Source organism: Roseateles koreensis (assembly GCF_028595305.1).
In the GTDB taxonomy this organism is placed as follows: Bacteria; Pseudomonadota; Gammaproteobacteria; order Burkholderiales; family Burkholderiaceae_C; genus Paucibacter_A; species Paucibacter_A koreensis.
Genome location: NZ_JAQQXS010000002.1, coordinates 301,608 through 322,163 on the forward strand (window position 1 = coordinate 301,608; position 20,556 = coordinate 322,163).

The 20,556-nt window shown below is 63.3% G+C and carries 14 protein-coding genes; 7 read left to right on the forward strand and 7 right to left on the reverse strand.

Annotation, left to right across the window (positions count from 1 at the left end; translation table 11 throughout):
* Window positions 1-22 precede the first annotated feature (22 nt).
* The 4 genes from PRZ01_RS03135 to PRZ01_RS03150 all read right to left on the reverse strand — a co-directional run bounded on the left by PRZ01_RS03135 (window position 23) and on the right by PRZ01_RS03150 (window position 1,659).
* The gene (locus PRZ01_RS03135; RefSeq protein ID WP_273595297.1) at window positions 23-583 is read right to left on the reverse strand and encodes a chemotaxis protein CheW; all 561 of its coding nucleotides are present in this window, start codon (window positions 581-583) and stop codon (window positions 23-25) included.
* Between the two features lie 4 nt (window positions 584-587).
* The gene (locus PRZ01_RS03140) at window positions 588-953 is read right to left on the reverse strand and encodes a response regulator (RefSeq protein ID WP_273595298.1); all 366 of its coding nucleotides are present in this window, start codon (window positions 951-953) and stop codon (window positions 588-590) included.
* A 59-nt stretch (window positions 954-1,012) separates the two neighbouring features.
* Window positions 1,013-1,417 (reverse strand): response regulator, encoded by a 405-nt coding sequence (locus PRZ01_RS03145; protein ID WP_273595299.1) that lies wholly within the window; start codon window positions 1,415-1,417, stop codon window positions 1,013-1,015.
* Window positions 1,418-1,506: 89 nt separating this feature from the next.
* Window positions 1,507-1,659, reverse strand: a complete 153-nt coding sequence (locus PRZ01_RS03150) for a rubredoxin (protein WP_273595376.1) — start codon at window positions 1,657-1,659, stop codon at window positions 1,507-1,509.
* 219 nt (window positions 1,660-1,878) lie between these two features.
* Between PRZ01_RS03150 and thiD the strand changes: the two genes are divergently transcribed.
* The 3 genes from thiD to mpl all read left to right on the forward strand — a co-directional run bounded on the left by thiD (window position 1,879) and on the right by mpl (window position 5,653).
* Window positions 1,879-2,862 (forward strand): bifunctional hydroxymethylpyrimidine kinase/phosphomethylpyrimidine kinase, encoded by a 984-nt coding sequence (gene thiD / locus PRZ01_RS03155; protein ID WP_273595300.1) that lies wholly within the window; start codon window positions 1,879-1,881, stop codon window positions 2,860-2,862.
* A 98-nt stretch (window positions 2,863-2,960) separates the two neighbouring features.
* Complete coding sequence (gene hemL / locus PRZ01_RS03160) at window positions 2,961-4,247, forward strand: glutamate-1-semialdehyde 2,1-aminomutase (protein WP_273595301.1); 1,287 nt, start codon at window positions 2,961-2,963, stop codon at window positions 4,245-4,247.
* Between the two features lie 17 nt (window positions 4,248-4,264).
* A complete protein-coding gene (gene mpl / locus PRZ01_RS03165) occupies window positions 4,265-5,653 on the forward strand; it encodes a UDP-N-acetylmuramate:L-alanyl-gamma-D-glutamyl-meso-diaminopimelate ligase (RefSeq protein WP_273595302.1) in 1,389 nt (462 codons plus the stop codon).
* A 126-nt stretch (window positions 5,654-5,779) separates the two neighbouring features.
* On the opposite strand, the gene PRZ01_RS03170 is transcribed toward mpl, so the two are convergent.
* Window positions 5,780-8,542, reverse strand: coding sequence for a zinc-dependent metalloprotease (locus tag PRZ01_RS03170; protein ID WP_273595303.1), 2,763 nt, complete (start codon window positions 8,540-8,542; stop codon window positions 5,780-5,782).
* Window positions 8,543-8,780: 238 nt separating this feature from the next.
* Here PRZ01_RS03170 and PRZ01_RS03175 point away from each other — a divergent pair, with 238 nt between their 5' ends.
* The 4 genes from PRZ01_RS03175 to PRZ01_RS03190 all read left to right on the forward strand — a co-directional run bounded on the left by PRZ01_RS03175 (window position 8,781) and on the right by PRZ01_RS03190 (window position 12,997).
* On the forward strand, window positions 8,781-9,407 hold the full coding sequence (locus PRZ01_RS03175; protein ID WP_273595304.1) for a YqiA/YcfP family alpha/beta fold hydrolase: 627 nt from the start codon (window positions 8,781-8,783) through the stop codon (window positions 9,405-9,407).
* 83 nt (window positions 9,408-9,490) lie between these two features.
* Window positions 9,491-10,294 carry an enoyl-ACP reductase FabI gene (gene fabI / locus PRZ01_RS03180; RefSeq protein WP_273595305.1) on the forward strand — a complete coding sequence of 268 codons (804 nt, stop codon included), beginning with the start codon at window positions 9,491-9,493 and terminating at the stop codon, window positions 10,292-10,294.
* An 8-nt stretch (window positions 10,295-10,302) separates the two neighbouring features.
* Window positions 10,303-11,745: a bifunctional enoyl-CoA hydratase/phosphate acetyltransferase gene (locus PRZ01_RS03185; RefSeq protein WP_273595306.1), complete on the forward strand. Its 1,443-nt coding sequence runs from the start codon at window positions 10,303-10,305 to the stop codon at window positions 11,743-11,745.
* Between the two features lie 31 nt (window positions 11,746-11,776).
* Window positions 11,777-12,997: an acetate/propionate family kinase gene (locus PRZ01_RS03190; RefSeq protein ID WP_273595307.1), complete on the forward strand. Its 1,221-nt coding sequence runs from the start codon at window positions 11,777-11,779 to the stop codon at window positions 12,995-12,997.
* On the opposite strand, the gene PRZ01_RS03195 is transcribed toward PRZ01_RS03190, so the two are convergent.
* A complete protein-coding gene (locus PRZ01_RS03195) occupies window positions 12,994-13,530 on the reverse strand; it encodes a GNAT family N-acetyltransferase (RefSeq protein WP_273595308.1) in 537 nt (178 codons plus the stop codon). The genes PRZ01_RS03190 and PRZ01_RS03195 overlap by 4 nt on opposite strands.
* An 80-nt stretch (window positions 13,531-13,610) precedes the next feature.
* Entirely contained in the window at window positions 13,611-20,276 is a 6,666-nt protein-coding gene (locus PRZ01_RS03200) for a beta strand repeat-containing protein (RefSeq protein WP_273595309.1), read from the reverse strand.
* Between the last annotated feature and the right edge of the window lie 280 nt (window positions 20,277-20,556).

Genomic DNA, 20,556 nt, shown 5'->3' on the forward strand with positions numbered 1-20,556 from the left:
GCACCCGCCCGCTCCGCCGGGATCAGACCACAACTTGCAGGAACTGATCATGTTTTGAAAGGGCATCCAAATGCACTTGTTGCCACGATCGACCTGCAGCGTCCACCATGCGCGCCCCCGCAAAACGGGGCTTTGGACCGCGCTCGGCCGCCAGGGCGTCGTCGTCGGGGGCCAGCGTCAATTGGTCCTCGCTGCGCAAGCCGGCCAATTTATCGACCAGCAGCGCACAGTTGTTGCCCAGATCAGGATTCAGGGACACCAACCGCGACTGACCAAGATCAGCGCGCTGGTCGCCGCTGCGGGGCTGCGCCTCCCGCAGGCCCAAAAACACCGCCAGATCCACCACGGTGAACAGCCCGCCACGCAGATTGGCCACCCCGGCCATCCAGGGCTTGGCATAAGGCAGTGGCTTCATTGGCACGGGCGTGAAGATCTCCGCTGCGTGTTTGAGTGAGAACAACAGGCCATAACCCGCACATTCCACGGCCAACCAACGGGCCGACGTGCCTTGTTGTTCACGCGCTTGTTGCATGCGTTGCGCCAGGCGCTGCTGCAACTCTTTCAGGGCTTCCTTGTTGCCCATAGGGTCAGCCCAAGGCTTTGATCTTGGCCAACAACTCTTCGGGCTTGACGGGCTTGACCACGTAGTCACGCGCACCTTGGCGCATGCCCCAGACCTTGTCGGTCTCCTGACCCTTGCTGGTGCACATGATCACCGGCAGACCGGCATAGCGCTCGTCTCGGGTGATGGTGCGAGTGAGTTGAAAACCGTTTTGGCCCGGCATCACCACGTCCATCAGGATCAGATCGGGCTTTTCTTCGGCCAGGCGCTTGAGCGCTTCTTCGCCATTTTCAGCGGTACGAACCTGGTAACCGCGCTTGATCAGCAATTCGCTGAGCACATGCAACTCGGTCTTCGAGTCGTCCACCAACAGGATTTTCTGTATTGTCATGAGTCCTCCTCAAGCCGCTCTGCAAGGCAGGGCATCAAGCACGGGTGCCAGGGTGCGCTTCAAACGCCGCGCCGATGCATTTGCACCGCCTTGAGCAACTGGTCTTTGGTGAAGGGCTTGGTCAGGTAGTCTTGCGACCCGACCATGCGCCCTCGGGCCTTGTCGAACAGGCCGTCTTTGGAGGACAGCATGACCACAGGCACCGCCGCAAACTGCGGGTTGCGCTTGATGATGGCGCAAGTCTGATACCCATCCAGACGCGGCATCAGGATGTCGCAAAACACCAGATCGGGTTGGAAATCGCTGAGTTTGGCCAACGCATCGAAGCCGTCTTCAGCGAGCACGATGTCATGCCCCGCCTGCTTGAGAAAAATCTCGGCGCTGCGGCGGATGGTGTTGCTGTCGTCGATCACCAGCACCTTCGCTGCCGATGCGCTGTCTTCGGAACTTTCAGGAACTTGCACGCCAAGCCTCTTTCATCAAAGCGAATCGGGTCATGAAACAGCAACAGGCGGCGCCTTCGCAGGCACCGCCAATCTTGAACTTCAGGTCTTCAGATACGGACCATTTCAAAATCTTCCTTGCGGGCGCCACACTCGGGACAGGTCCAGTTCATGTCCACATCGGCCCACAGGGTTCCGGCTGCGATGCCATGTTCGGGATCGCCCGTGGCCTCGTCGTAAATCCAGCCACAGATCAGGCACATCCAGGTACTTGCTTCGCTCACGGTATATATCTTTTTGCTCACTACAATGCAAAGATTGTAGCCACGCCGGACCCAGCGCTTTCGTGCGGAAATAGACAGGGTTGCGAGAGCACTTCTCAGTACAGACCCTAGCTAGCTTCGTGCAGCAGGCGCTCCGACGCGGATTATTGCCGCCTGCGGCCAGCCGCTTTGCCCGACCCAGACCTTGCGCCGCACATCATGAGCAAAACCGATCCCAAAGCCCCTGCGGCGACCGCCGTCGACATGGCCCTCAACGAGGAAGACCAGGGCGCCCAGGCTCCGGCCTGCGTGATGAGCTTCAACGGCAGCGAGGCCAGCGGCGCGAGCGGGCTTGCTGGTGACATCGCCACCATCGCGGCCATGGGCGCGCATTGCCTGCCCGTCGTCACATCCATCATCCTGCGTGACACGGCTGAAGTGGTTGAGCACCAAACCCTGGACACCGACACCATTGCCGAGCAGGCCCGGCTGATCCTGGAGGACATCCCCATCACCGCCTGGAAAGTGGGCTTTCTCGGCAGCGCCGAAGGGGTCAGCGCGGTGGCCGAGGTCTTGTCCGACTACCCCGACGTGCCTCTGGTGGCCTACCTGCCCAACGTCGCCTGGTTGGACGAAGAACAGCAACAAAGCTATCTCGATGCCTTCCGCGAGTTGATCTTGCCGCAAACCCATGTGCTGGTCGGCAATCACAAGACGCTCACCGACTTTCTCCTGCCCGACTGGGATGCCGACCGCCCCGCCTCTCCGCGCGAACTGGCGGTGGCGGCCAGTCAACATGGCGCCGCCCATGTGCTGGTGACCGGCATCAGTCTGCCCAATCAGTTCGTGGACAACGTGCTCGCCACCGCACAAGGCCCGGTGACCGGTGAAAAGTTCGAGCGCTTCGACATCAATTTCGTAGGCGCGGGCGACACCTTGTCTGCCGCGCTCGCAGCTCTGCTATCGGTCGGTGCAGACATCCACAGCGCCATTGGTGAAGCCCTGTCCTTCCTGGATCAGGCGCTGGACGGGGGGTTCCGCCCCGGCATGGGCAACGCCATCCCCGACCGCTTCTTCTGGGCCCTGCCGCCCAATGAGGAAGAAGAAGCTGCCGCCGCCGCAGCAGCGGCGCTGGAATCGCCCACCAGCCTCAGCCTCGACGACACGCCGCCCAGCATTCGCCCCTCCAAACGCATGCATTGAACTTTCAAACCTGTCGCCGCAAGCCCTCGCCCGCTGGCGCATGCCTGCGCATGTCAGCGCTTGATGGCCCGCCTTTGCCCCAGTTGATTGCCAACACCATGTCTCAAAACCAAATCTTGTTCGAACGCGCCCAGCGCGTCATCCCTGGCGGTGTTAATTCGCCCGTGCGTGCATTTCGTGCCGTCGGCGGCACACCACGCTTCATTACCCGGGGCGAAGGCGCCTATATTTTTGACGCTGACGGAAAGCGTTATGTCGATTACATCGGCTCCTGGGGCCCGATGATTCTCGGCCACGGCCACCCGGCCGTGCTGGACGCCGTGATGCGTGCTGCACAAGAAGGCTTCTCCTTCGGTGCGCCCACCGAGCGCGAAATCGAGCTGGCGGAAGAAATTCTCAAGCTCGTGCCCAGCATGGAGCAGGTGCGCCTCGTTTCCTCCGGCACCGAAGCCACCATGAGCGCCATCCGGCTGGCGCGCGGCGCCACCGGCCGCAGCAAGTTCATCAAATTCGAAGGCTGCTACCACGGCCACACCGACGCGCTGCTGGTCAAGGCCGGTTCGGGCCTGGCCACCTTCGGCCACCCCACCAGCGCGGGCGTGCCTGAGGAAGTTGCCCAGCACACGCTGGTACTGGAGTTCAACCACCTCGCGCAACTGGAAGAAGCTTTCGCCCTGCACGGCAAATCGCTGGCCTGCGTGATCATTGAGCCCATCGCCGGCAATATGAACTTCGTGCGCACCAGCACGCCCTTCATGAAGCGCCTGCGCGAGTTGTGCACCGAACACGGCGCCCTGCTGGTGATGGACGAGGTGATGACGGGCTTTCGCGTCGGCTTGCACAGCGCTCAAGGGCTCTATGCACAGCTGATTCCCGGCTTCAAGCCCGATATCAGCGTGTTCGGCAAGGTGATCGGCGGCGGCATGCCCTTGGCCGCCTTTGGCGCCAGCCGCGACATCATGAAGCACCTCGCACCGCTGGGTGGCGTCTACCAAGCCGGCACGCTGAGCGGTAACCCCGTGGCCACCGCCTGCGGCTTGGCTACCCTGCGTGAAATTCAAAAGCCTGGCTTCTTCGACGCCTTGGCCCACAAGACACGCCGCCTGGTCGACGGCTTGGCCGGTGTGGCCAAAGACAACGGTGTACCCTTCAGCGTGGACGCCGAAGGCGGCATGTTCGGCTTCTTCCTGATGAGCGAGTTGCCGCAGAACTACCAAACCGTGATGACCACCGACAAAGAGCGTTTCAACCGCTTCTTCCACGGCATGCTGGACGAAGGCGTTTATCTGGCGCCCGCGCTGTATGAAGCCGGCTTTGTTTCGGCCGCGCACAGCGAGGCCGATCTCGACGCCACCCTCGAAGCTGCGCGCAAGGCGCTGCGCTGAACTGACCCGCACCCCTCATGCATATCCACATCCTCGGCATCTGCGGCACCTTCATGGGCGGCCTGGCAGCGCTGGCGCGCGAAGCCGGCCACCGCGTCACGGGTTGCGACGCCAATGTCTACCCGCCCATGAGCACGCAACTGGAAGCGCTGGGCATTGATCTGGTGACCGGTTTCGGCGCCGAGCAACTGGCGCTCAAGCCCGATATGTTCGTGATCGGCAACGTGGTCACCCGGGGTGAAAAGTTTCCCTTGATGGAAGCCATCCTGGACGCCGGCCTGCCCTACACCAGCGGCCCGCAATGGCTGGCCGAACAGGTGCTGCAAGGTCGCCATGTGATGGCGGTGGCGGGCACGCACGGCAAAACCACTACCACCTCAATGCTGGCGTGGATTCTTGAGCATGCGGGCCTGCAGCCGGGCTTTCTGGTGGGCGGGGTGCCGCAAAACTTCGGAGTTAGCGCCAAGCTGGGTACGGGCCAACCCTTCGTCATCGAGGCGGATGAATACGACACCGCCTTTTTCGACAAGCGCAGCAAATTCGTGCACTACCGCCCGCGCACGGCGGTGCTCAACAATCTGGAGTTTGATCACGCGGATATTTTTCCGGATTTGACCGCTATCGAAACCCAGTTCCATCACCTGCTGCGCACCGTGCCGGGCACGGGCCGCATCGTCGCCAATGCCCGTGAAGATGCCCTGCAGCGCGTGCTGAGTCGGGGCTGCTGGAGCGAGGTGATCCGCTTCGGCGGCCGCAAGGAAGAGCCCGGCGTCCTGCGCGCGCGCGGCGAGCCCCAAAGCTTTGACGTGCTGCGCGGCAGCCTCAAAGTCGCACGGGTGGAATGGGCCTTGATGGGCGAGCACAACCAACTCAACGCACTGGCCGCCATTGCTGCGGCGGAGCATGTGGGCGTGACGCCGGAGCAATCCGCCGCGGCGTTGGCCACGTTCGAGAACGTGCGTCGACGTATGGAGTTACGGGGCGAGGTGGTGCTGACGACGCCGCAGGGCGCGGGCAGCGTCAAGGTGTATGACGACTTTGCCCACCATCCCACGGCGATCCGCACCACCATCAACGGTCTGCGCCGCCGCATCGCGCCCAAGGAGCGCATTCTGGCCATCTTCGAGCCCCGCTCCAACACCATGAAGCTGGGTACGATGAAGGCGCAACTGCCCTGGGCGCTGGAAGAAGCCGACCTCAGCTTTTGCAATCAAGACAACTTGGGCTGGGACGCGAAAGAGGCCCTGGCCCCCTTGGGCACACTGGCCTTTGTTGAAGCCAATGTGGACGCGCTGGTCGACAAAATCATGCGCCACGCTCAACCGGGCGACCACCTGCTGTGCATGAGCAACGGCGGCTTCGGCGGCATTCACGACAAGCTGCTGGCCGCCTTGGCCAAGCGCTGAAACCCGTGAAGTAAAAAGGCCGGCTGTTCGGATAGAACAACCGGCCCGCAGACCTCTCTCGAGCACACCCGCCGCTTGGCCAGCACGGCGACGGGTGCGGTCCAGATTCAATCCGTTTTCAATCCATCAAACGCGTTGCATGGTCGCGCGCAGCACCGTGCTCAGAGTGTCCAGGCTCTCCGCCAGATGGGCGCGGGTTTCAACCGAATACCCACCCTTGGCCAAGGCGCTCTTCAGGCTGCCTTGCAATTCCACGGCATGCAGGCGCACCAGCGAGTAGGCATCGGCCAGCACGCCCGGGCCACCGCCCTTGGTGAGGATGGACTGCAGGCGCTTGAGGTGCTCGCGCTGCAGATTGCGGCGCAGGCGATCGATTTCCCCCCCCGTTTTCAACTCGCTCCAGATGGTGTTGTTCAGGGTGGAGAACACCTCGCTCAAGGAGATCAAGCCCTTGCGCTGCCCCTCAGGTACATACGATGACAGATCGAGCAGGCGCACCGCGGTATCGCCACTGAGCAGACGGTCCAGAGCCACCAACTGCACGCGCGCCACCGCCGCCGGCACGTTGACCGGGCCGCCACGGTCCCACTCGTTGTAGTCCACCGTCAAGGTCGACAAGAACTCGGGGCGGAACTTGAAGCTGTCTGCGCTGAACAAGCCATTGGCCAAGAACTGCAAGGCCTCGCGCTGTTTGGCCGGCTCCACGGGCTTGTAGCTCGCGCGTCCGGTCGAGCCCGGCAAATCACGCACCGCATACATGCCGCCCACATACTTGCCCACCAACTCTGCCGAGCGGTACAGCTGATTGAACCCATTCACCAGCGATCGGCGCCGGCGCAGCGGGTCGTCGCCGGCCTCGGGCTTGCGGTTCTGCACCCGGGCCCACAGCTCTTGCGACAGCTTCAGGCGCTTTTTGTAATAGGCCAGGGGGTCATCACCCAGGTCAAAACGGTTCGCCAAGGGATCAATGCCTTCATTGGGGCCATTGCCTGCATCGGAATCATCCGCGTAGGCCAGGGCCGGCTCGGTGCTGCGGGACGCGATCTTGGCCAACTCAGCCGCCTCGCTATCCGCCGCGATGGGCTTGTAGGCGTACTCAATGGCCCAATAGTCATATGGGCCCAGCTGCGTGTTGTTGAGCGTGGTCGGCGCCTCGCCCTGGGCCGCGATGTTGTAGGCGTTGTAGTCCATCACCGAGCCCGAGATACCGTGCGCATCGGTGTAGGCCTGATCCTTCAACTGCGCCTGGGTGACGGTGGTGGACGCCTTGAAGTTGTGCTTGAGCCCTAGCGTGTGGCCAACCTCGTGCATGACCACATCTTTGATGCGGGCGAAGATGAAGGCATCGGCCTCCGGGCTGTCAGGGGCGATCTCGCCGCGCGCCTCCGCAATGTCCAGCGCGAAGTCCAACTCAGCCGCAGCCTCCTGGGCGTAATTGCAATTCGCCTCTGCTGATTGGCTCTGGCTGCGGGCTTGGCTGCCCATGATCAAAGGCGCTTGCACGAGGCCCGCACTCATGCCGGGGCCCAGGTCTTCGCTGATGAAGGCACGGCCCCCACGCACAAACACATCGCTCATGCCGATGTCGGCATCGAGAATCTCACCGCTGCGCGGGTCGGCGTGGCTGGGGCCGATGGCAAAGCCCACATCGGCACCCACAAACCAACGCACCGAGGCGTGGCTGGCGTCCATATTGTCCCAATCGGCGTCGTCAGGCTGTTGCTTGGCGACAATGGCATTCTTGAAACCGATTTTCTCGAACGCCTTGTTCCACTCCAGAATACCCGCCTCCACCGCCGGGCGGTATTGCGGTGGAATGTTCTTGTCTAGCCAGTAAACAATGGGTTTGACTGGCTCCGACAGTGCGGCAGCAGGGTCGGCCTTTTCCAGGCGCCAGCGCTTGATGTAGTGCACGCGCGGGTTGGGCTTGCTGTCCTTGCCCAGGTCGGTGAAGGACTCCATGAAATGGCCCAGGCGCGGGTCGCTCAGGCGCGGGCTCATCGCCGTTTCAGGCAAAGCCGCGAAGTTGTAGACAAAGCTCACAAACATGCTGCGCGGGTCGGGCGTGGCCTGGGGCGGCGTGGGCACCGGCACCGGCGGTGCGACCAAGGGCGGCGCCGGGATGCGCGGCGTAAAGAAGTGCATGCGCGCTGTCAGCGTGGTCAGCTGCGTATCGCCCCGACCGGCTTCAAAGTAAGAATTGCTGCGGTCCGGCGCGTAAGGCAGGCGATACACCAACTCCAGCCGGGTGCTCAAGCCGGGGATATCCGTCAAGAACATGCCAGCGTCGATCAATACCGACTTGCGCTCTGGGTGCTCGGCGCTGGCAACGGTGCCCGCCGCCAAAAGACTGGGCGAGAAGGCTTGCTGCACTGCCAGTTTGCCTCCCCCCTCGGCCCGGAAGGCTGTATTCAAGGCCACCAGCTGAATTTGATGCCCGATGCGGCGCCACTCCACCATCTGGTGCATACCCATCTGACTGGCGTACAGGCCACGCTCACCCACACTGCTGGCTGTATTTACCGTGAACAGGAACGGCTTGCCAATCTTGTCCAAAGGAATTTCAAGCCAAACCTTCTCGTCCTTGCGCCAGATAGGGAAGTAGCCGTCCAGCCCTTTGGCGTCCTTGATGACTTCCATGAACGGCTTGGGCGCCGCAGGGTCCACCGGTGGGCGCGCTGCTTGGGCGGCTGCAGGGGGTTGCGGGCTGCCGGGCTTGGCCGCTACGGCGGGTGCAGCGGTCGCTGCATGGGTGGGTGTGGCCTCAGTCACACCGGCACCTGGGTTTGTCGTGGCGCAAGCCCCCAACAGAGCGACAGCGGCAGCCACCGTCGACAAGCTCAGCGCACGGCGCGATCCGGCGGCCGCAAATTTGGCATCAAAACTCATTCAAACCATCCTCGGACTGTTGGCGAAGCGACCTGCCCCCTCGCCCAAAAAACGCAAAGCACGGGGCACGGGTCGTAAAAAACGCAAGACTAACCGCAAAGCACCCGCCCTTCATCGAGACGGCGTGGCGGCAAAGCGGACAACTGTCTCCTGCCCCATGGCCTGCGTCAATGCGGAAAACCGTCGCTCGCGCAGTTCAAACGCCAATTTGTCGCAAGCCTGCCTACACTCGCAAGCCATGACGCCCAACACCTTCGCCCGCTGTACCCATTTTCTGTACCTGCACGGTTTTCGCTCCTCCCCCGGCTCGGCCAAGGCGCGGCGCATGGCCGAGTGGGTGCGCACCCATCGACCCGACCTGCACTTTGCTTGCCCTCAACTGCCACCCTCGCCGGCTGAAGCCTTCGCCCTGCTGCAGGCGCTGACGCAAGACTGGCCTGCTCAGGGCCGCGCCTTGATGGGCAGCTCACTCGGCGGGTTCTACGCCACCGCGCTGGCGCACGAGCCCGGTTGGCTTGACAGCCCGGTGGTGGTGCTGAACCCAGCCGTTCAACCGGCACGGGATCTAACGCGTTACATCGGCGAGCAAAGTTGCTGGCAAGATTCCACCCAGCGTTTTTTTGTGCGTGCCGAATTCATGCCGGAGCTGGAAGCGCTGATGCCCGGTGAGCTGAAAAGCCCAGCGCGCTTTCTGGCCGTGATCGCCAAAGGCGACGAGGTACTGGATTGGCGCGAAATGCAAGCCCGCTACGCCCCGTGCCCCACCCTGCTGCTGGAAGGCTCAGACCACGGCTTGTCCGATTTCGACGACTATCTCTCGCAGTTGTGCACCTTTTTGAGGCTGGATGGTGCTGATCCAATTTGACGCATGTCAAGTGCTGGCTTGATTCACGCCCCAGCAATGAAACAGGTCACCAATCAGACACGCCCTTGGGGCAAGCTGCGGGCATGAACACCGCACTAACGACTTCTCTCGACGCCACATCGCTGCCAACCTCCCTGCAAGGCAAACGTGGCTTGATTCTTGGCCTGGCGGATGCGCACAGCATCGCCCTGGGTTGCGCGCAGGCGGCCCACTCAGCGGGGGCTCGCCTGACGCTGACCTGCCTGAACGAAAAAGCCCAGGTAGCAGTTGCCCCGCTTGCAGCCTCAGTCGGCGCGCAATTGATGGTCTGCAACGTCGAGGCCGAAGGCGCACTGGAAAGCACCGTGCAACAAGCCGCCACTCAAATGGGCGGGCTGGACTTTGTCATTCATTCGATTGCCTGGGCGCCACTGGCTGAGTTGCACGGCCGCGTGGTAGATACCTCGGCCGCTGGCTTTCAGCGCGCCATGGAGGTGTCGTGCCACTCCTTCGCCCGCCTGGCGCGGTGTTGTGAGCCGCTGATGACGCAGGGCGGCAGCCTCATCACCATGAGCTACCTGGGGTCGCAGCAAGTGGTGCCCAACTACGGGCTGATGGGCCCGGTCAAAGCAGCACTTGAATCGCTGGTGCGCTACCTTGCCATGGAGCTGGGGCCCCGCAATATCCGCGTGCATGCCGTGTCGCCCGGCCCAATTGCCACGCGAGCTGCCTCGGGGCTGGAAGACTTCGAAGCGCTGATGGAAGATGCCCGTGCGCGTTCGCCGTTAGGGCGCCTGGTGACGCTGGCTGAAATTGGCGCCTTGGCGGCATTCCTGGCCAGCCCCGCCGCCGCCGGCATGACCGGCCAAACTTTGTTTGTTGATGCCGGCCACCACGCCGCACACTGATTGATTGCATGAACGCTCCTGAATTTCACCTCACCGCTGCCGCACAAAATCCCATGATGCACAACATCACCTTCGACGAGTTGACCCTGGGCCAAACCGCACGTCTGGTGCGCACGCTGTCGCAGACCGACATCCAGACCTTCGCCGCCGTCTCCGGCGACGTCAACCCCGCCCACCTGGATCCTGAGTACGCGCAGGGCACGCGCTTCCATGGCGTGATTGCCCATGGCATGTGGGGCGGCGCGCTGATCAGCTCGGTGCTGGGCAATGAGTTCCCCGGGCCGGGCACCATCTACCTTGAACAGACGCTGAAGTTCAAGCGCCCGGTGCGCATCGGCGACACCCTCACCATCGTGCTGACGGTCACCGACAAGCAAGCCGAAACCGGCCAAGTGAAACTGGACTGCGAAGCCGTCAACCAGAACGGTGAAACCGTGATCAGCGGCTTGGCCACCGTGCTCGCCCCCAAGCACAAGATCGAGCGGCCCCGCCCCGCCCTGCCCGAGGTGCAGTTGTTCGACCCCGAAGCCCGCCTGGGCGCCTGGCTCGACGGGCTCACGCTCGGCGCGCCCATGCCTTGTGCGGTGGTCCACCCCTGCGACATCGAATCGCTGCAAGGCGCTTTGCTGGCGGCCAAACGCGGCCTCATCACGCCCATCCTGGTGGGCCCTGAAGCCCGAATCCAAGCGCTGGCCCAGCAACACGGCCTGGACATTTCTGCCTATCGCCTTGAAGCCGCGCCCCACAGCCACGCAGCGGCCGAGCGGGCAGTGGCCCTGGCCGTCAGTGGCGAAGCCCGCATGCTGATGAAGGGCAGCCTGCATACCGATGAGTTGATGCACGCGGTGATCAAAGAGCCGGCCCTGCGCACGGGACGGCGGCTCTCGCATGTGTTCCGCTTCGACATCCCGAGCTACCCCAAGCCCTTGCTGCTGACCGATGCGGCCATCAACATCGCCCCCGGGCTGGAGGACAAAGCCGACATCGTGCGCAATGTGATCGAGCTGGCGCATGCGCTGGGCGTGCCCTGCCCCAAGATCGCCCTGCTCTCCGCCGTTGAAACCGTGACGGAAAAAATCGCCTCCACCCTGGACGCCGCAGCCTTGTGCAAGATGGCCCAGCGGGGTCAGATCACCGGCGGCTTGCTCGATGGTCCCCTGGCCTTTGACAACGCGGTGTCGCTAGAGGCGGCGCGCATCAAGGGCATCGACTCGCCGGTGGCGGGTGATGCCGATGTGTTGGTGGTGCCCGATCTGGAGTCCGGCAATATGCTTGCCAAGCTGCTGCAGTACATGGCCGGCGCATCCACTTGCGGATTGGTGGTGGGCGCCCGCGTGCCGATTGCCCTAACGAGCCGGGCCGACGGTGCCAATTCCCGCATGGCCTCGGCCGCGTTAGGCGTCGTGCTGGCACTCGCGCAAGCCGCGCGACAAAACCCCTCGCTGGTCTGAACCGGCCCGGATGAACCCAGGCCCCTCTCCCATGAACGCGCACAACACCCCACCCTCCCGCGATGAAATTCTGGCGGTCAACGCCGGCTCGTCCTCCCTGAAGTTCGGCCTCTACCACTGCGCCAAAGCCGGCAGTGAGCAACACGCCCATCTGAGTGGCTGCTTTGACGGCCTGGAGCCCGGCGGCAAGCCTCGGCTGCGCCTGAGCGACCGGGCGGATGAGGCCTTGCAAGTCGGCCCCGGCCAGAACGCTTTTGAGCAGGCACTGCGGCGGCTTCAAGCCTTGCTGCGCGACAGCGCGCCGTCGCTGCGGGCTGTGGCGCATCGGGTGGTGCACGGTGGGGGCGTCTTTGAAGGCCCAGTGCGGGTGGATGCAACAGTCATGGCGCAATTGCGGCGCTTTGAAAAACTCGCCCCCTTGCACCAACCGCACAACCTCGACGGCGTGCAGGCCTTCGCCCAGGTTTGGCCCGAGTTGCCGCAGATCGCTTGTTTTGACACCGCCTTCCACGCGCAACTCCCAGCGCTGGAGCAACGCTTCGCGCTGCCCGAGATCCCCGCGCTCGAAGGGGTCCGGCGCTACGGCTTTCACGGCCTTTCCTACGACTATTTAAACCAACGCCTGCACGAGCGCTCCACGCGGGCCCAGCTGCCCGGCACCCGCGCGCTGCTGGCCCATCTGGGCAACGGCGCCAGCCTGTGCGCCACGCTGAGTGGGCAAAGCGTGGCCACCTCCATGGGGTTTTCAGCACTGGACGGTTTGATGATGGGCACGCGCAGCGGCAGTGTGGATCCCGGCCTGCTGCTGCACCTTTTGCAGCAAGGTTGGAGCGCCGAGCAAATCGAAACGCTGCTGTACCGGCAGTCGGGCCTGCGCGGCGTGTCGGGCATCAGCGCCGACATGCGCACCCTGCGCGCCAGTGACGCGTCCCAGGCACAAGAGGCAATCCGGCTGTTCGCCTACCGGCTGCGGCGTGAAGCGGGCGCCTTGATTGCAGTCTTGGGCGGGCTGGACATTCTGGCCTTCACCGGTGGCATCGGCGAACACGACGCCGCGCTGCGCGCCGACCTGTGCGCCGGTCTGAGCTTTATGGGCGTTAGCCTCGACACTGCGGCAAATGCCCGCGCGGTCGGCGACACCCTGTACGCGATTCATGCACCCGGCAGCCAGGTTGAAGTCTGGGTGGTGCCGACCGACGAAGGATCGGTGGCCGCGGCACAGGCGGCCGCGTTGTTGCGCAACGGAGGCTAAAAAGCCTTGGCGTGGCGCTCGAAATGCAGCAGGTCATGCCAGACCCCGTTCAACTCGAAGCTGCGGCGTGAATGCCCGAATTGGTCAAAGCCATTGCTGCGCAAAACACCCAGCGAGCCGGGGTTGTCTGACCGTGCTGTGGCCTCAACGCGCGCCAGGCCCAGGGTCTGGAACGCATGGGCCAGCACCTGCGCCACAGCCGCCTTGGCGAAGCCACGCCCTTGGTGAGCCTGCCCAATCCGATAGCCCAGCATGGCCGCATGAAAATGCTGCCGGCGGACTTGGCTCAGGTTGACGCGTCCCACCAACACCCCGGATTCATCGCGCAGCAAAAACTGATAGCTGCGGTCGGTTTGCGCGTCGTCCTGCGCCGCCGCAATCCCTGCGCGGACGCCCTCGGCGCTGTAGTAGTCCGCAGGCCGGGCGTTGATCATGGATTCGAAAAAGGCTCGGTTGTCCAGCTCAAAAGCGAGCAGTTCGTCAACGTCTGCCAATTCAGGTGCGCTCAATGAAACCGTTATTGCTGGGGCCATCACAGGGTCTCCTTCGGGGCATTGTCAGTCAGGGCTGGCGGTGCAGTGTCAAGACCCTGCGCTCCAAGGCTTGCGGCGCGTCAAATCAACCAGCGCCCAGCCGCATGCAACTCCTCTTCGGCTTGTCGGCGGTGGCTGGCCACCCAGGCCAGGTTCAGCAAGGGGTCGGTGACGACCGCTGTGTGCACGTCGTGCGTTGGCAAATCGCTCACTGTGGTGCTAACGGCCGTGGGCAGGGGTGCGGCGGCTGATTGCAGTAAATCAGTCAGATGAGGTATTGCGTCATGTGCCGTGCCGCCCGGCGTGGTGGCGCCTTGCGCGAACCACACGTCGGCCAATTCATGCGTGGTACCGTCTTGCGTCTTGTAGCTGCTGTCGAGGCCGATCAGGTTGCCGTTCTGAACGGTGTGGGTGGTGGTGGCGCCCAAGTCCAACTCCACAATGCCCAAATCAGTCAGGCTGACCAGTTGCCCAGTCTGCCCGGCGTTGCCGCTGTTGATCCACACTTTGAGGTGGCTGAACTCGGCGTCGGCAGCGTTGATCTTGCCGTCGTGGTTGCTGTCCAGCGCCGCCAGAGCCTGGAAGCCGTTGTCCGCCAGATGGCCGTTGGCCAGCTTGGTGGCGGTGCCGAACAGCTCGCTGCCGTTGTCGATCTTGCCGTTGCCATTGAGGTCCAGCGCCAACAAGCCCGACCCCGACCCCACCCAGCCGATTTGCGAGGCATGGCCGGTGTTGTTGATGTCGAAGGACGTGCCGTGCGCAGCAGAAACGGTTTGAACGCCGATGCCCGACAAATCCAGCACCAACGGTGACACGCCCGACAAGGCGCTCAGTTGCGCTGCGTTCATCGACTCACGCTGCGTGCCGGTGAAGGCCGCCACATGGGTCATGTCCATGGAGGCCAACTCGGCGGTGCTCATGGCGCCAATCTGCGCCTGCGTCAGTGCGCTGACATTGGCGGCGGCCATGGCATTGAGCTGCTCACCGGTCAAGACCGAAATTTCAGCCGTACCAAGCGCCGCCAATTGGGTGGTGCTGAACTGCGCAAAGTGGTTAGGCGCCAAGGCTTCCACCTGCTGAACGGTCAGGGCTGCAATCTGCACCGGCACCAGGGCTTGCAACTGTGCAGGCTCCAGCGCAACGATGTGCTGGGTGCTCAGCGAAGCAATCTCGGAGGGGTTGAGCGACGCAATCTGATTGGCCGTCAAGGCCGCCACCTGATCAGGCCGCAACTCGGCAAACTGGGTGGAGGACATGGCGTAGATGGCATTCGCATTCAGCCCCGGCATTTGCGCGGGGGCGAGTGCGGCCATTTGATCTGCCGTCAGCGCCAGCACCTGGGCCACGTTCAAGCCACTGAGTTGATAGGCACTCAAGGACGTCAGCACCGTGGTGCTCAAGCCGCTCAGGTGATAGGGCGAAATGGCGGCCAGCTGGGCGGGGCTGAAGCTGGCCAGTTGCTCGCCATGCAAGGCCTGCAATTGAACGTTGTTCAAACTGGCGATCACCGCCGGGGTAAAGGCGGACATCTGCTGCGGCAGCAACTGGCTGAGTTGCGCACCGCTGAGCGACTCCAGCTGCACGCTGCTCATCTGCGCCAGCTGATCCATGTCCAGCGCCCGCAGGGCTTGCGGCGCAATGGCCTGCACTTGTAAAGGATCAAGCGAGGCGATCTGCGCTGTTGTCAGGGCACCCACTTGGGCCGCACTCAAGGCGCCAAACAAGGTGGGGTTGAGCGAATGCAGGGCCGCGGTGCTGAGCCCGGCCAGGCTGTCGGGCGACAAGGCTTGCAGCTGCCGGTCGTTGATGGCCTGGAATTGCAGGCTCTCAAACGCATGCACCTGCAAGGCCGACAGGGCCTGCATGGCGTTGGTTGACAGCAACTGCATGTCCGTGGTGCTCAACATGGCCAGCTGAGCGGTGGTCAGCGCCCCGATCTGCTGGCCGCTGAAGGCGAGAAACTGGCCCGTGCTCAAGGCGCGCAAAGTGGTCGGCGTCAAGGCCTCCACCTGGGCGGCGGACAAGGACGCCAGCTCGACGGTGCTCAGCCCCGGTGCCTGCACCACGGTCAAAGCGGCAATCTGGTCGGTGGCGAGCCCGGCCACCGGGGTGGCGGTGAACATGGCCAAAGCGCCGCTGCTCAAAGAAGAAAACACACCCGCACTGAAAGACGCCACACCACCCGCGCCCAACACGGTGAGTTGATCGGTGGTGAGCGCGCCCACGGCGCCGCCGGTCAAGGCGTTCAGCTGTGCGGTGTTCAGCGACTCCAGCTGCGCATTGCTCATGGCGCCGAGTTGCGCGCCCGTCAGTGCTTGCATCTGGCCCGTGGTCATCGCGGCCAGTTGCGCGGTGCTCACCATGCTGATCTCGCTAACGGCCAGCCCGCCAATGGCCACCGAGCTGAGCGCAGCAAATTGTGTCGGGCTCAGGGCCTGAAAGTCAGCGCCGCTAAAATTTTGCAACTGCGCTGCGGTCAAACTGCTCAACTGCACGGTACTCAGCAACGGAAGATCCGCACTCAAAGCCGGCCAAAGCCCGGCACCAAGTGCGGCAATCTGCGCGGTGCCCAGGGCCTGCACTTCAGCGCTGCTGAACTCCAGCACTTGGGCTGAGCCCAAACTGTGCAGCGTCTGCGTGGGCAGGGCCGCAATCTGCGCGGTGCTGAAACCCTGCATCTGCGTGCTGTTCAAACCCAGGAGTGCGCCGGCACCGAATTCGCTAACCTGGCCTGTGCTCATGCCGGCCAGTTGATCGGCAGTCAAACCACTCAGCTGGATGCTACTGAGGCTGGGCATGGCGCCGCTGGCCAGGGCGCCCACTTGGTCAACACGCAAGCCGTGCAACTGCGTGCTGCTCAGTTGAGCCAACTCGCTGCCGGAGAGCGCCGCCATCTGGGCAGTGCCAAAGGCGGCCCATTGGGCTGCGGTGGACGAGGTAATTTCAGCACTGCTCAGCGCCGCCATATCGGCGGTGCTCAAGGCTTGCAATTGCTGGCTGCCCATGGCGGCCCATTGCAAAGTACTCAGTCCAGCCACGGCGTTATTGGACAGATTGGCGGCCTGCGAACTGGTGAGCGCATTGATCTGCGCCGTACTCAGCCCTGCCATCTGCAAGCTGGTCATCGCACCCCATTGGGTGTCAGACAAAAGGCCCAGGTTGCCGGTGCCCAAACTGCGCATCTCAGCGCTTGACAAGCTGGCCACCTGTTGCGTGGTCAACGCCAGCAAATCGCTCGTGCCAAGGCTTAAGAACTGGCTGCTGGTCAAAGCCGCCAAAGCGGCCGTACCCAGGTTGGCGATTTGCGTGCTGTTGAAGGCCTGCAACTGGGCGGCCTGCAAGACGTGAATGGCTTGCGTCCCGATGGCCTGCATGTCCCCCAAGGTCAATTGCGCCAGCTGCGCCGTTTGCAGCGCTGCCGCGTCAACAGCACTGAGATGCTGAATCGCGGTGGTGCTCAATGCGGTAACCTGCTCCGGCGACAGCAATTGAAACTGGTGGGTCGTCAAGCTATTGACTTGCGTGCTGGTCAAGGCGCCCATCTGCGGCGTGCTCAACGCCGCCAAGACCCGGTCATTCAAGGCATGCAACTGCGCGGCGCCAAAGCCCTGCAATTGGCTGGCCGACAAGGCAGCAATCTGGCTGGTGTTGATCATGGCCACTTGCGCCACCGGCAAGGCGCCCAGGGCCGCTGTGCTGAAAGCCGCCAGCTGTTCGCCGGACAAGGCGTTGAACTGCGTGCTGTTCAAGCCTTGCAGCTGTTTGGCGGTCAAGGCGCCAACCTGGTCCAGGCTCAAAGCCGCCACCCCGGCCGCGCTGAGCTTGCCGAACTGGGCCATGCTCAGTGCCGCCAATTGGGCCGCGCTCATCATGGCCACAGTGCCGGCGTCGAAGCTGGCAATCTGGCTGATCGTGAGTGCGGCGATGTCGGCTGTGCTCAGTGCGGCGAATTGGTCGGCATTCAGCGCATGCAGTTGCGCCGTTTGCAGGCTCATGATGGCGCTGCTGCTCATGGCCTGCACCTGCTCGGGCCGCAAAGACTGAATCTGCGCAACGCTCAGCGCAGACACTGCCCCGGCCCCGAGCGCGTGCAAGGCGGCGGTGCTCAGGGCGCCGATCTGGTCAAGATTCAACAACTGCACTTGGTGAGCGCCGAGGCCTGCAGCCTGCGCGGTGCTGAGGGCGGCCAACTGATCGATCGTGAGTGCGCCAAACGCAGCGTCCGACAGATTGCGCAACTGTGCGCCACTCAAGCCCGCCAACTGCGCGGTGCTCAAGGCCATGATGTCATTGCCGGTCAGCGCCGCGAGCTGCGGGTTGCCGAGCACCGACAAAGCATTGCTGCCGATGAAGTTCAGCTGATCGGGTGTCAGTGCCGCCACTTGCGCGGTGGTGATGCCGGCAAACTGCCGCGCACTGAGCGCGCTCAGCTGGTCGGCATTGAGCACAGCCAACTCGGCATTGCTCAAATGACTGAACTGGCTGCTGGTCATGGCGGCGATCTGCGCCGTCCCCATCGCCGCCACGTGGGCGGCATCCAGGGCCAGCATTTGCGTGGTCGTCAGCGCCGAGATTTGCGCTGTACCCAGTGCGGCGAACTGATCGGGCGACAGCACGGCCAAAGCGGCGGTCGACAAACCGTGAATCGCCTGCGTGCTGAGCGCATGGATTTGCTCCGCCGTCATGGCACCGAATTGCCCGGCGCTCAGGGCTGCCGCGCCGTTGCTGCCCAGGCCCGCAACGGCCGCAGTACTCAAAGCCGCCAATTGGTCGCCCGTGAGCAGCTGGATTTGATGCGAATTCAAGGAGCCAAGCTGCGCCGAGCTCATCTGCGTCAGCTCGTCCGTCGTCAGGGCCTGGAACGCCGCGTCGTTCAAGCCGCGCAGCTGCGCACTGCCCAGCGCCTGGAACTGATTCATGCTCAAGGCAGCAAAGGCGGCTGCGCTCAGGCCCGCCATCTGGGCACTGCTGAGGGCATGCAGCGCCGTTGTTGACAGCACCGCCACCGCGTCGGGCGAAAGGGCAGCAATCTGCGCGCTGCTCAGGGCCAGCATCTGACGGCTGCCCAAGGCCGCAATTTGTTCAAGGCCCAAACCGGCCAGGGCGCTGCGGCTCAGTTGCGCAAACTGGGTGCTGGTGAAGGCGGCCAGTTGGCTGGGCAGGAGGCTGTCGGCCTCAGCGGCCGTCAGGCTGACAATCTGGGTGCCGCTCAGTGCCACGACTTGCGCGGTGGTGAGCGCGTCCAGTTGATCGGCACTCAAGGCATTCAGCTGCGCCGACTTGAGCGCGTGGATAGCTTGCGTGCTCATCGCGGCCCATTGCTGGGCTGTCAAATCACCCAGCTGGTCGGCCCGCAGATAGCCCACTTCAAGCGCGCTCAGGCCATGCAAGGCGGCTGTTCCCAGGGCGGCCATCTGGTCGGCGCTGAGCTGCTGAATCTGGTGGCTGTTCAGCGCATTGAGCTGCGCCGAGCTCAAGACACCAAGTTGCTCGGGCGTGAGGCTGGCCAGCGCGGTATCGCTCAAGCTGCGCATCTGAACCGTACCCAAACCTGCCATTTGAGCGGGGTCGAGCGAAGCGATTTGTTCAGCACTCAGGGCGGCGAGTTGAGCGGTGCTGATGGCACGCAAAGCCCCGCTGCCCAGCGCGTGGATCTGGCTATCCGACAAGGTGGCCAGCGTCTGCGCGCTCAAGCCCATCAACTGCCGGGAGCCCAGCGCCGCCATTTGCGTGTCACTCAACACGTCAACCGTGCTTGCCGCCAAGCTGGCGATCTGGGTGCTGCTCAAGGCCAGCAATTGCGCGTTGCTGAGGGCCTGAACTTCGTCAGTGCTGAGCGCGGCAAGCTGCGCCGTGGTCAGTGCGGCCACCTGCGCCGTCGTGAGCGACTGCACCTGATCGACGCTCAATGACTGCAGCTGCTGGGTGGACAGGGCCGCCACGGTTCGCGTGGTGAGTGCCGCCAGTTGATCGCCCCCCAAGATATCCAACTGGTTCGCGCTGATGCCCACCACCGCCTTGGTGCTCAGGCCCGACAGCGCCTGGGTGCTCAGGGATTGCAGCTGGTCATTGCTCAAGGCCGAGACCTGGCTGCTGCCCAAGGCCGCGGTTTGGGCGCTGACCAACGCACCGGCCTGCGCCAGTGTTAACGCCTGAATTTGCGATGATGACAGCACACCCACCACGCCTGAACTCAACGCCTGCACTTGGTCGGTGCCCAGCGCTGCCACGGTTTCAGCGCTCACCGCCTGCACCTGAGCGCTGCCCAGCGCATGAACCTGCGCGGTGCTCATTTGCTGAAAATTGGTGGCCGAGATGCCGCCAACTTGCGCGCTGCCCAGCGCCACAATGGCCGACGTGCCAATCGCCTGAATGTGCGGGGTATCCAGCGCACCCAAAACCACATCCGACAGCGCAGGCGCCTGCTTGCTGGTCAGGGCGTGCAGGCCCACTGTGCTCAAAGACGCCAATTGATCGGCCTGCAATGCGCCAAACTGGGCGCTGCTGAGCAAGGGCATGGTCTTATCGGTCAGACCGGACACCGCCGCATCGCTCAGGGCCGCCACTTGCGCAGGCGCAATCGCCGTCCAGCCCGCCAAGGGAATGGCAGCCACCTGGGCGCTACTGAGCGCGGCCATCTGGTCGTTGGTAAACGCCTGCCAGTCCGCCAGCTTGAGTGCGGCAATTGCCGTCAAGCTGAGTTGAGCGATTTGGTCTGTGGGCAGACCGGTGATTGCTGATGCCATTTAGAAACTCCGTGCAATAGCCCTAAAGTTCGGGCCACGCTGTCCGATGAATCTAAATGGAGAGCAGCCTCCGCCATGCCCCGAAAAGAGCGGGCAAGCCGGCCTTTGTACAAATTGGAAACAATTGGGATGGGCGAAAAAACACCGCTTGAGCGGTATTAAACCGGCGCTTAACGCGGGCTAACGAAATACATTGACGGCAGCCACCAACTGTCCCATCTGCGGCCAAGTGTAAATAACGCCCAATTTCACCGCCGTTAGACACACATGACCCCTCGCA

Coding starts and splice junctions, on each gene's coding strand:
- PRZ01_RS03135 (WP_273595297.1), bottom strand. CDS start 583: ATGGGCAACAAGGAAGCCCTGAAAGAGTTGCAGCAGCGCCTGGCGCAA.
- PRZ01_RS03140 (WP_273595298.1), bottom strand. CDS start 953: ATGACAATACAGAAAATCCTGTTGGTGGACGACTCGAAGACCGAGTTG.
- PRZ01_RS03150 (WP_273595376.1), bottom strand. CDS start 1,659: ATGTGCCTGATCTGTGGCTGGATTTACGACGAGGCCACGGGCGATCCC.
- thiD (WP_273595300.1), top strand. CDS start 1,879: ATGAGCAAAACCGATCCCAAAGCCCCTGCGGCGACCGCCGTCGACATG.
- hemL (WP_273595301.1), top strand. CDS start 2,961: ATGTCTCAAAACCAAATCTTGTTCGAACGCGCCCAGCGCGTCATCCCT.
- mpl (WP_273595302.1), top strand. CDS start 4,265: ATGCATATCCACATCCTCGGCATCTGCGGCACCTTCATGGGCGGCCTG.
- PRZ01_RS03170 (WP_273595303.1), bottom strand. CDS start 8,542: ATGAGTTTTGATGCCAAATTTGCGGCCGCCGGATCGCGCCGTGCGCTG.
- PRZ01_RS03175 (WP_273595304.1), top strand. CDS start 8,781: ATGACGCCCAACACCTTCGCCCGCTGTACCCATTTTCTGTACCTGCAC.
- fabI (WP_273595305.1), top strand. CDS start 9,491: ATGAACACCGCACTAACGACTTCTCTCGACGCCACATCGCTGCCAACC.
- PRZ01_RS03185 (WP_273595306.1), top strand. CDS start 10,303: ATGAACGCTCCTGAATTTCACCTCACCGCTGCCGCACAAAATCCCATG.
- PRZ01_RS03190 (WP_273595307.1), top strand. CDS start 11,777: ATGAACGCGCACAACACCCCACCCTCCCGCGATGAAATTCTGGCGGTC.
- PRZ01_RS03195 (WP_273595308.1), bottom strand. CDS start 13,530: ATGGCCCCAGCAATAACGGTTTCATTGAGCGCACCTGAATTGGCAGAC.
- PRZ01_RS03200 (WP_273595309.1), bottom strand. CDS start 20,276: ATGGCATCAGCAATCACCGGTCTGCCCACAGACCAAATCGCTCAACTC.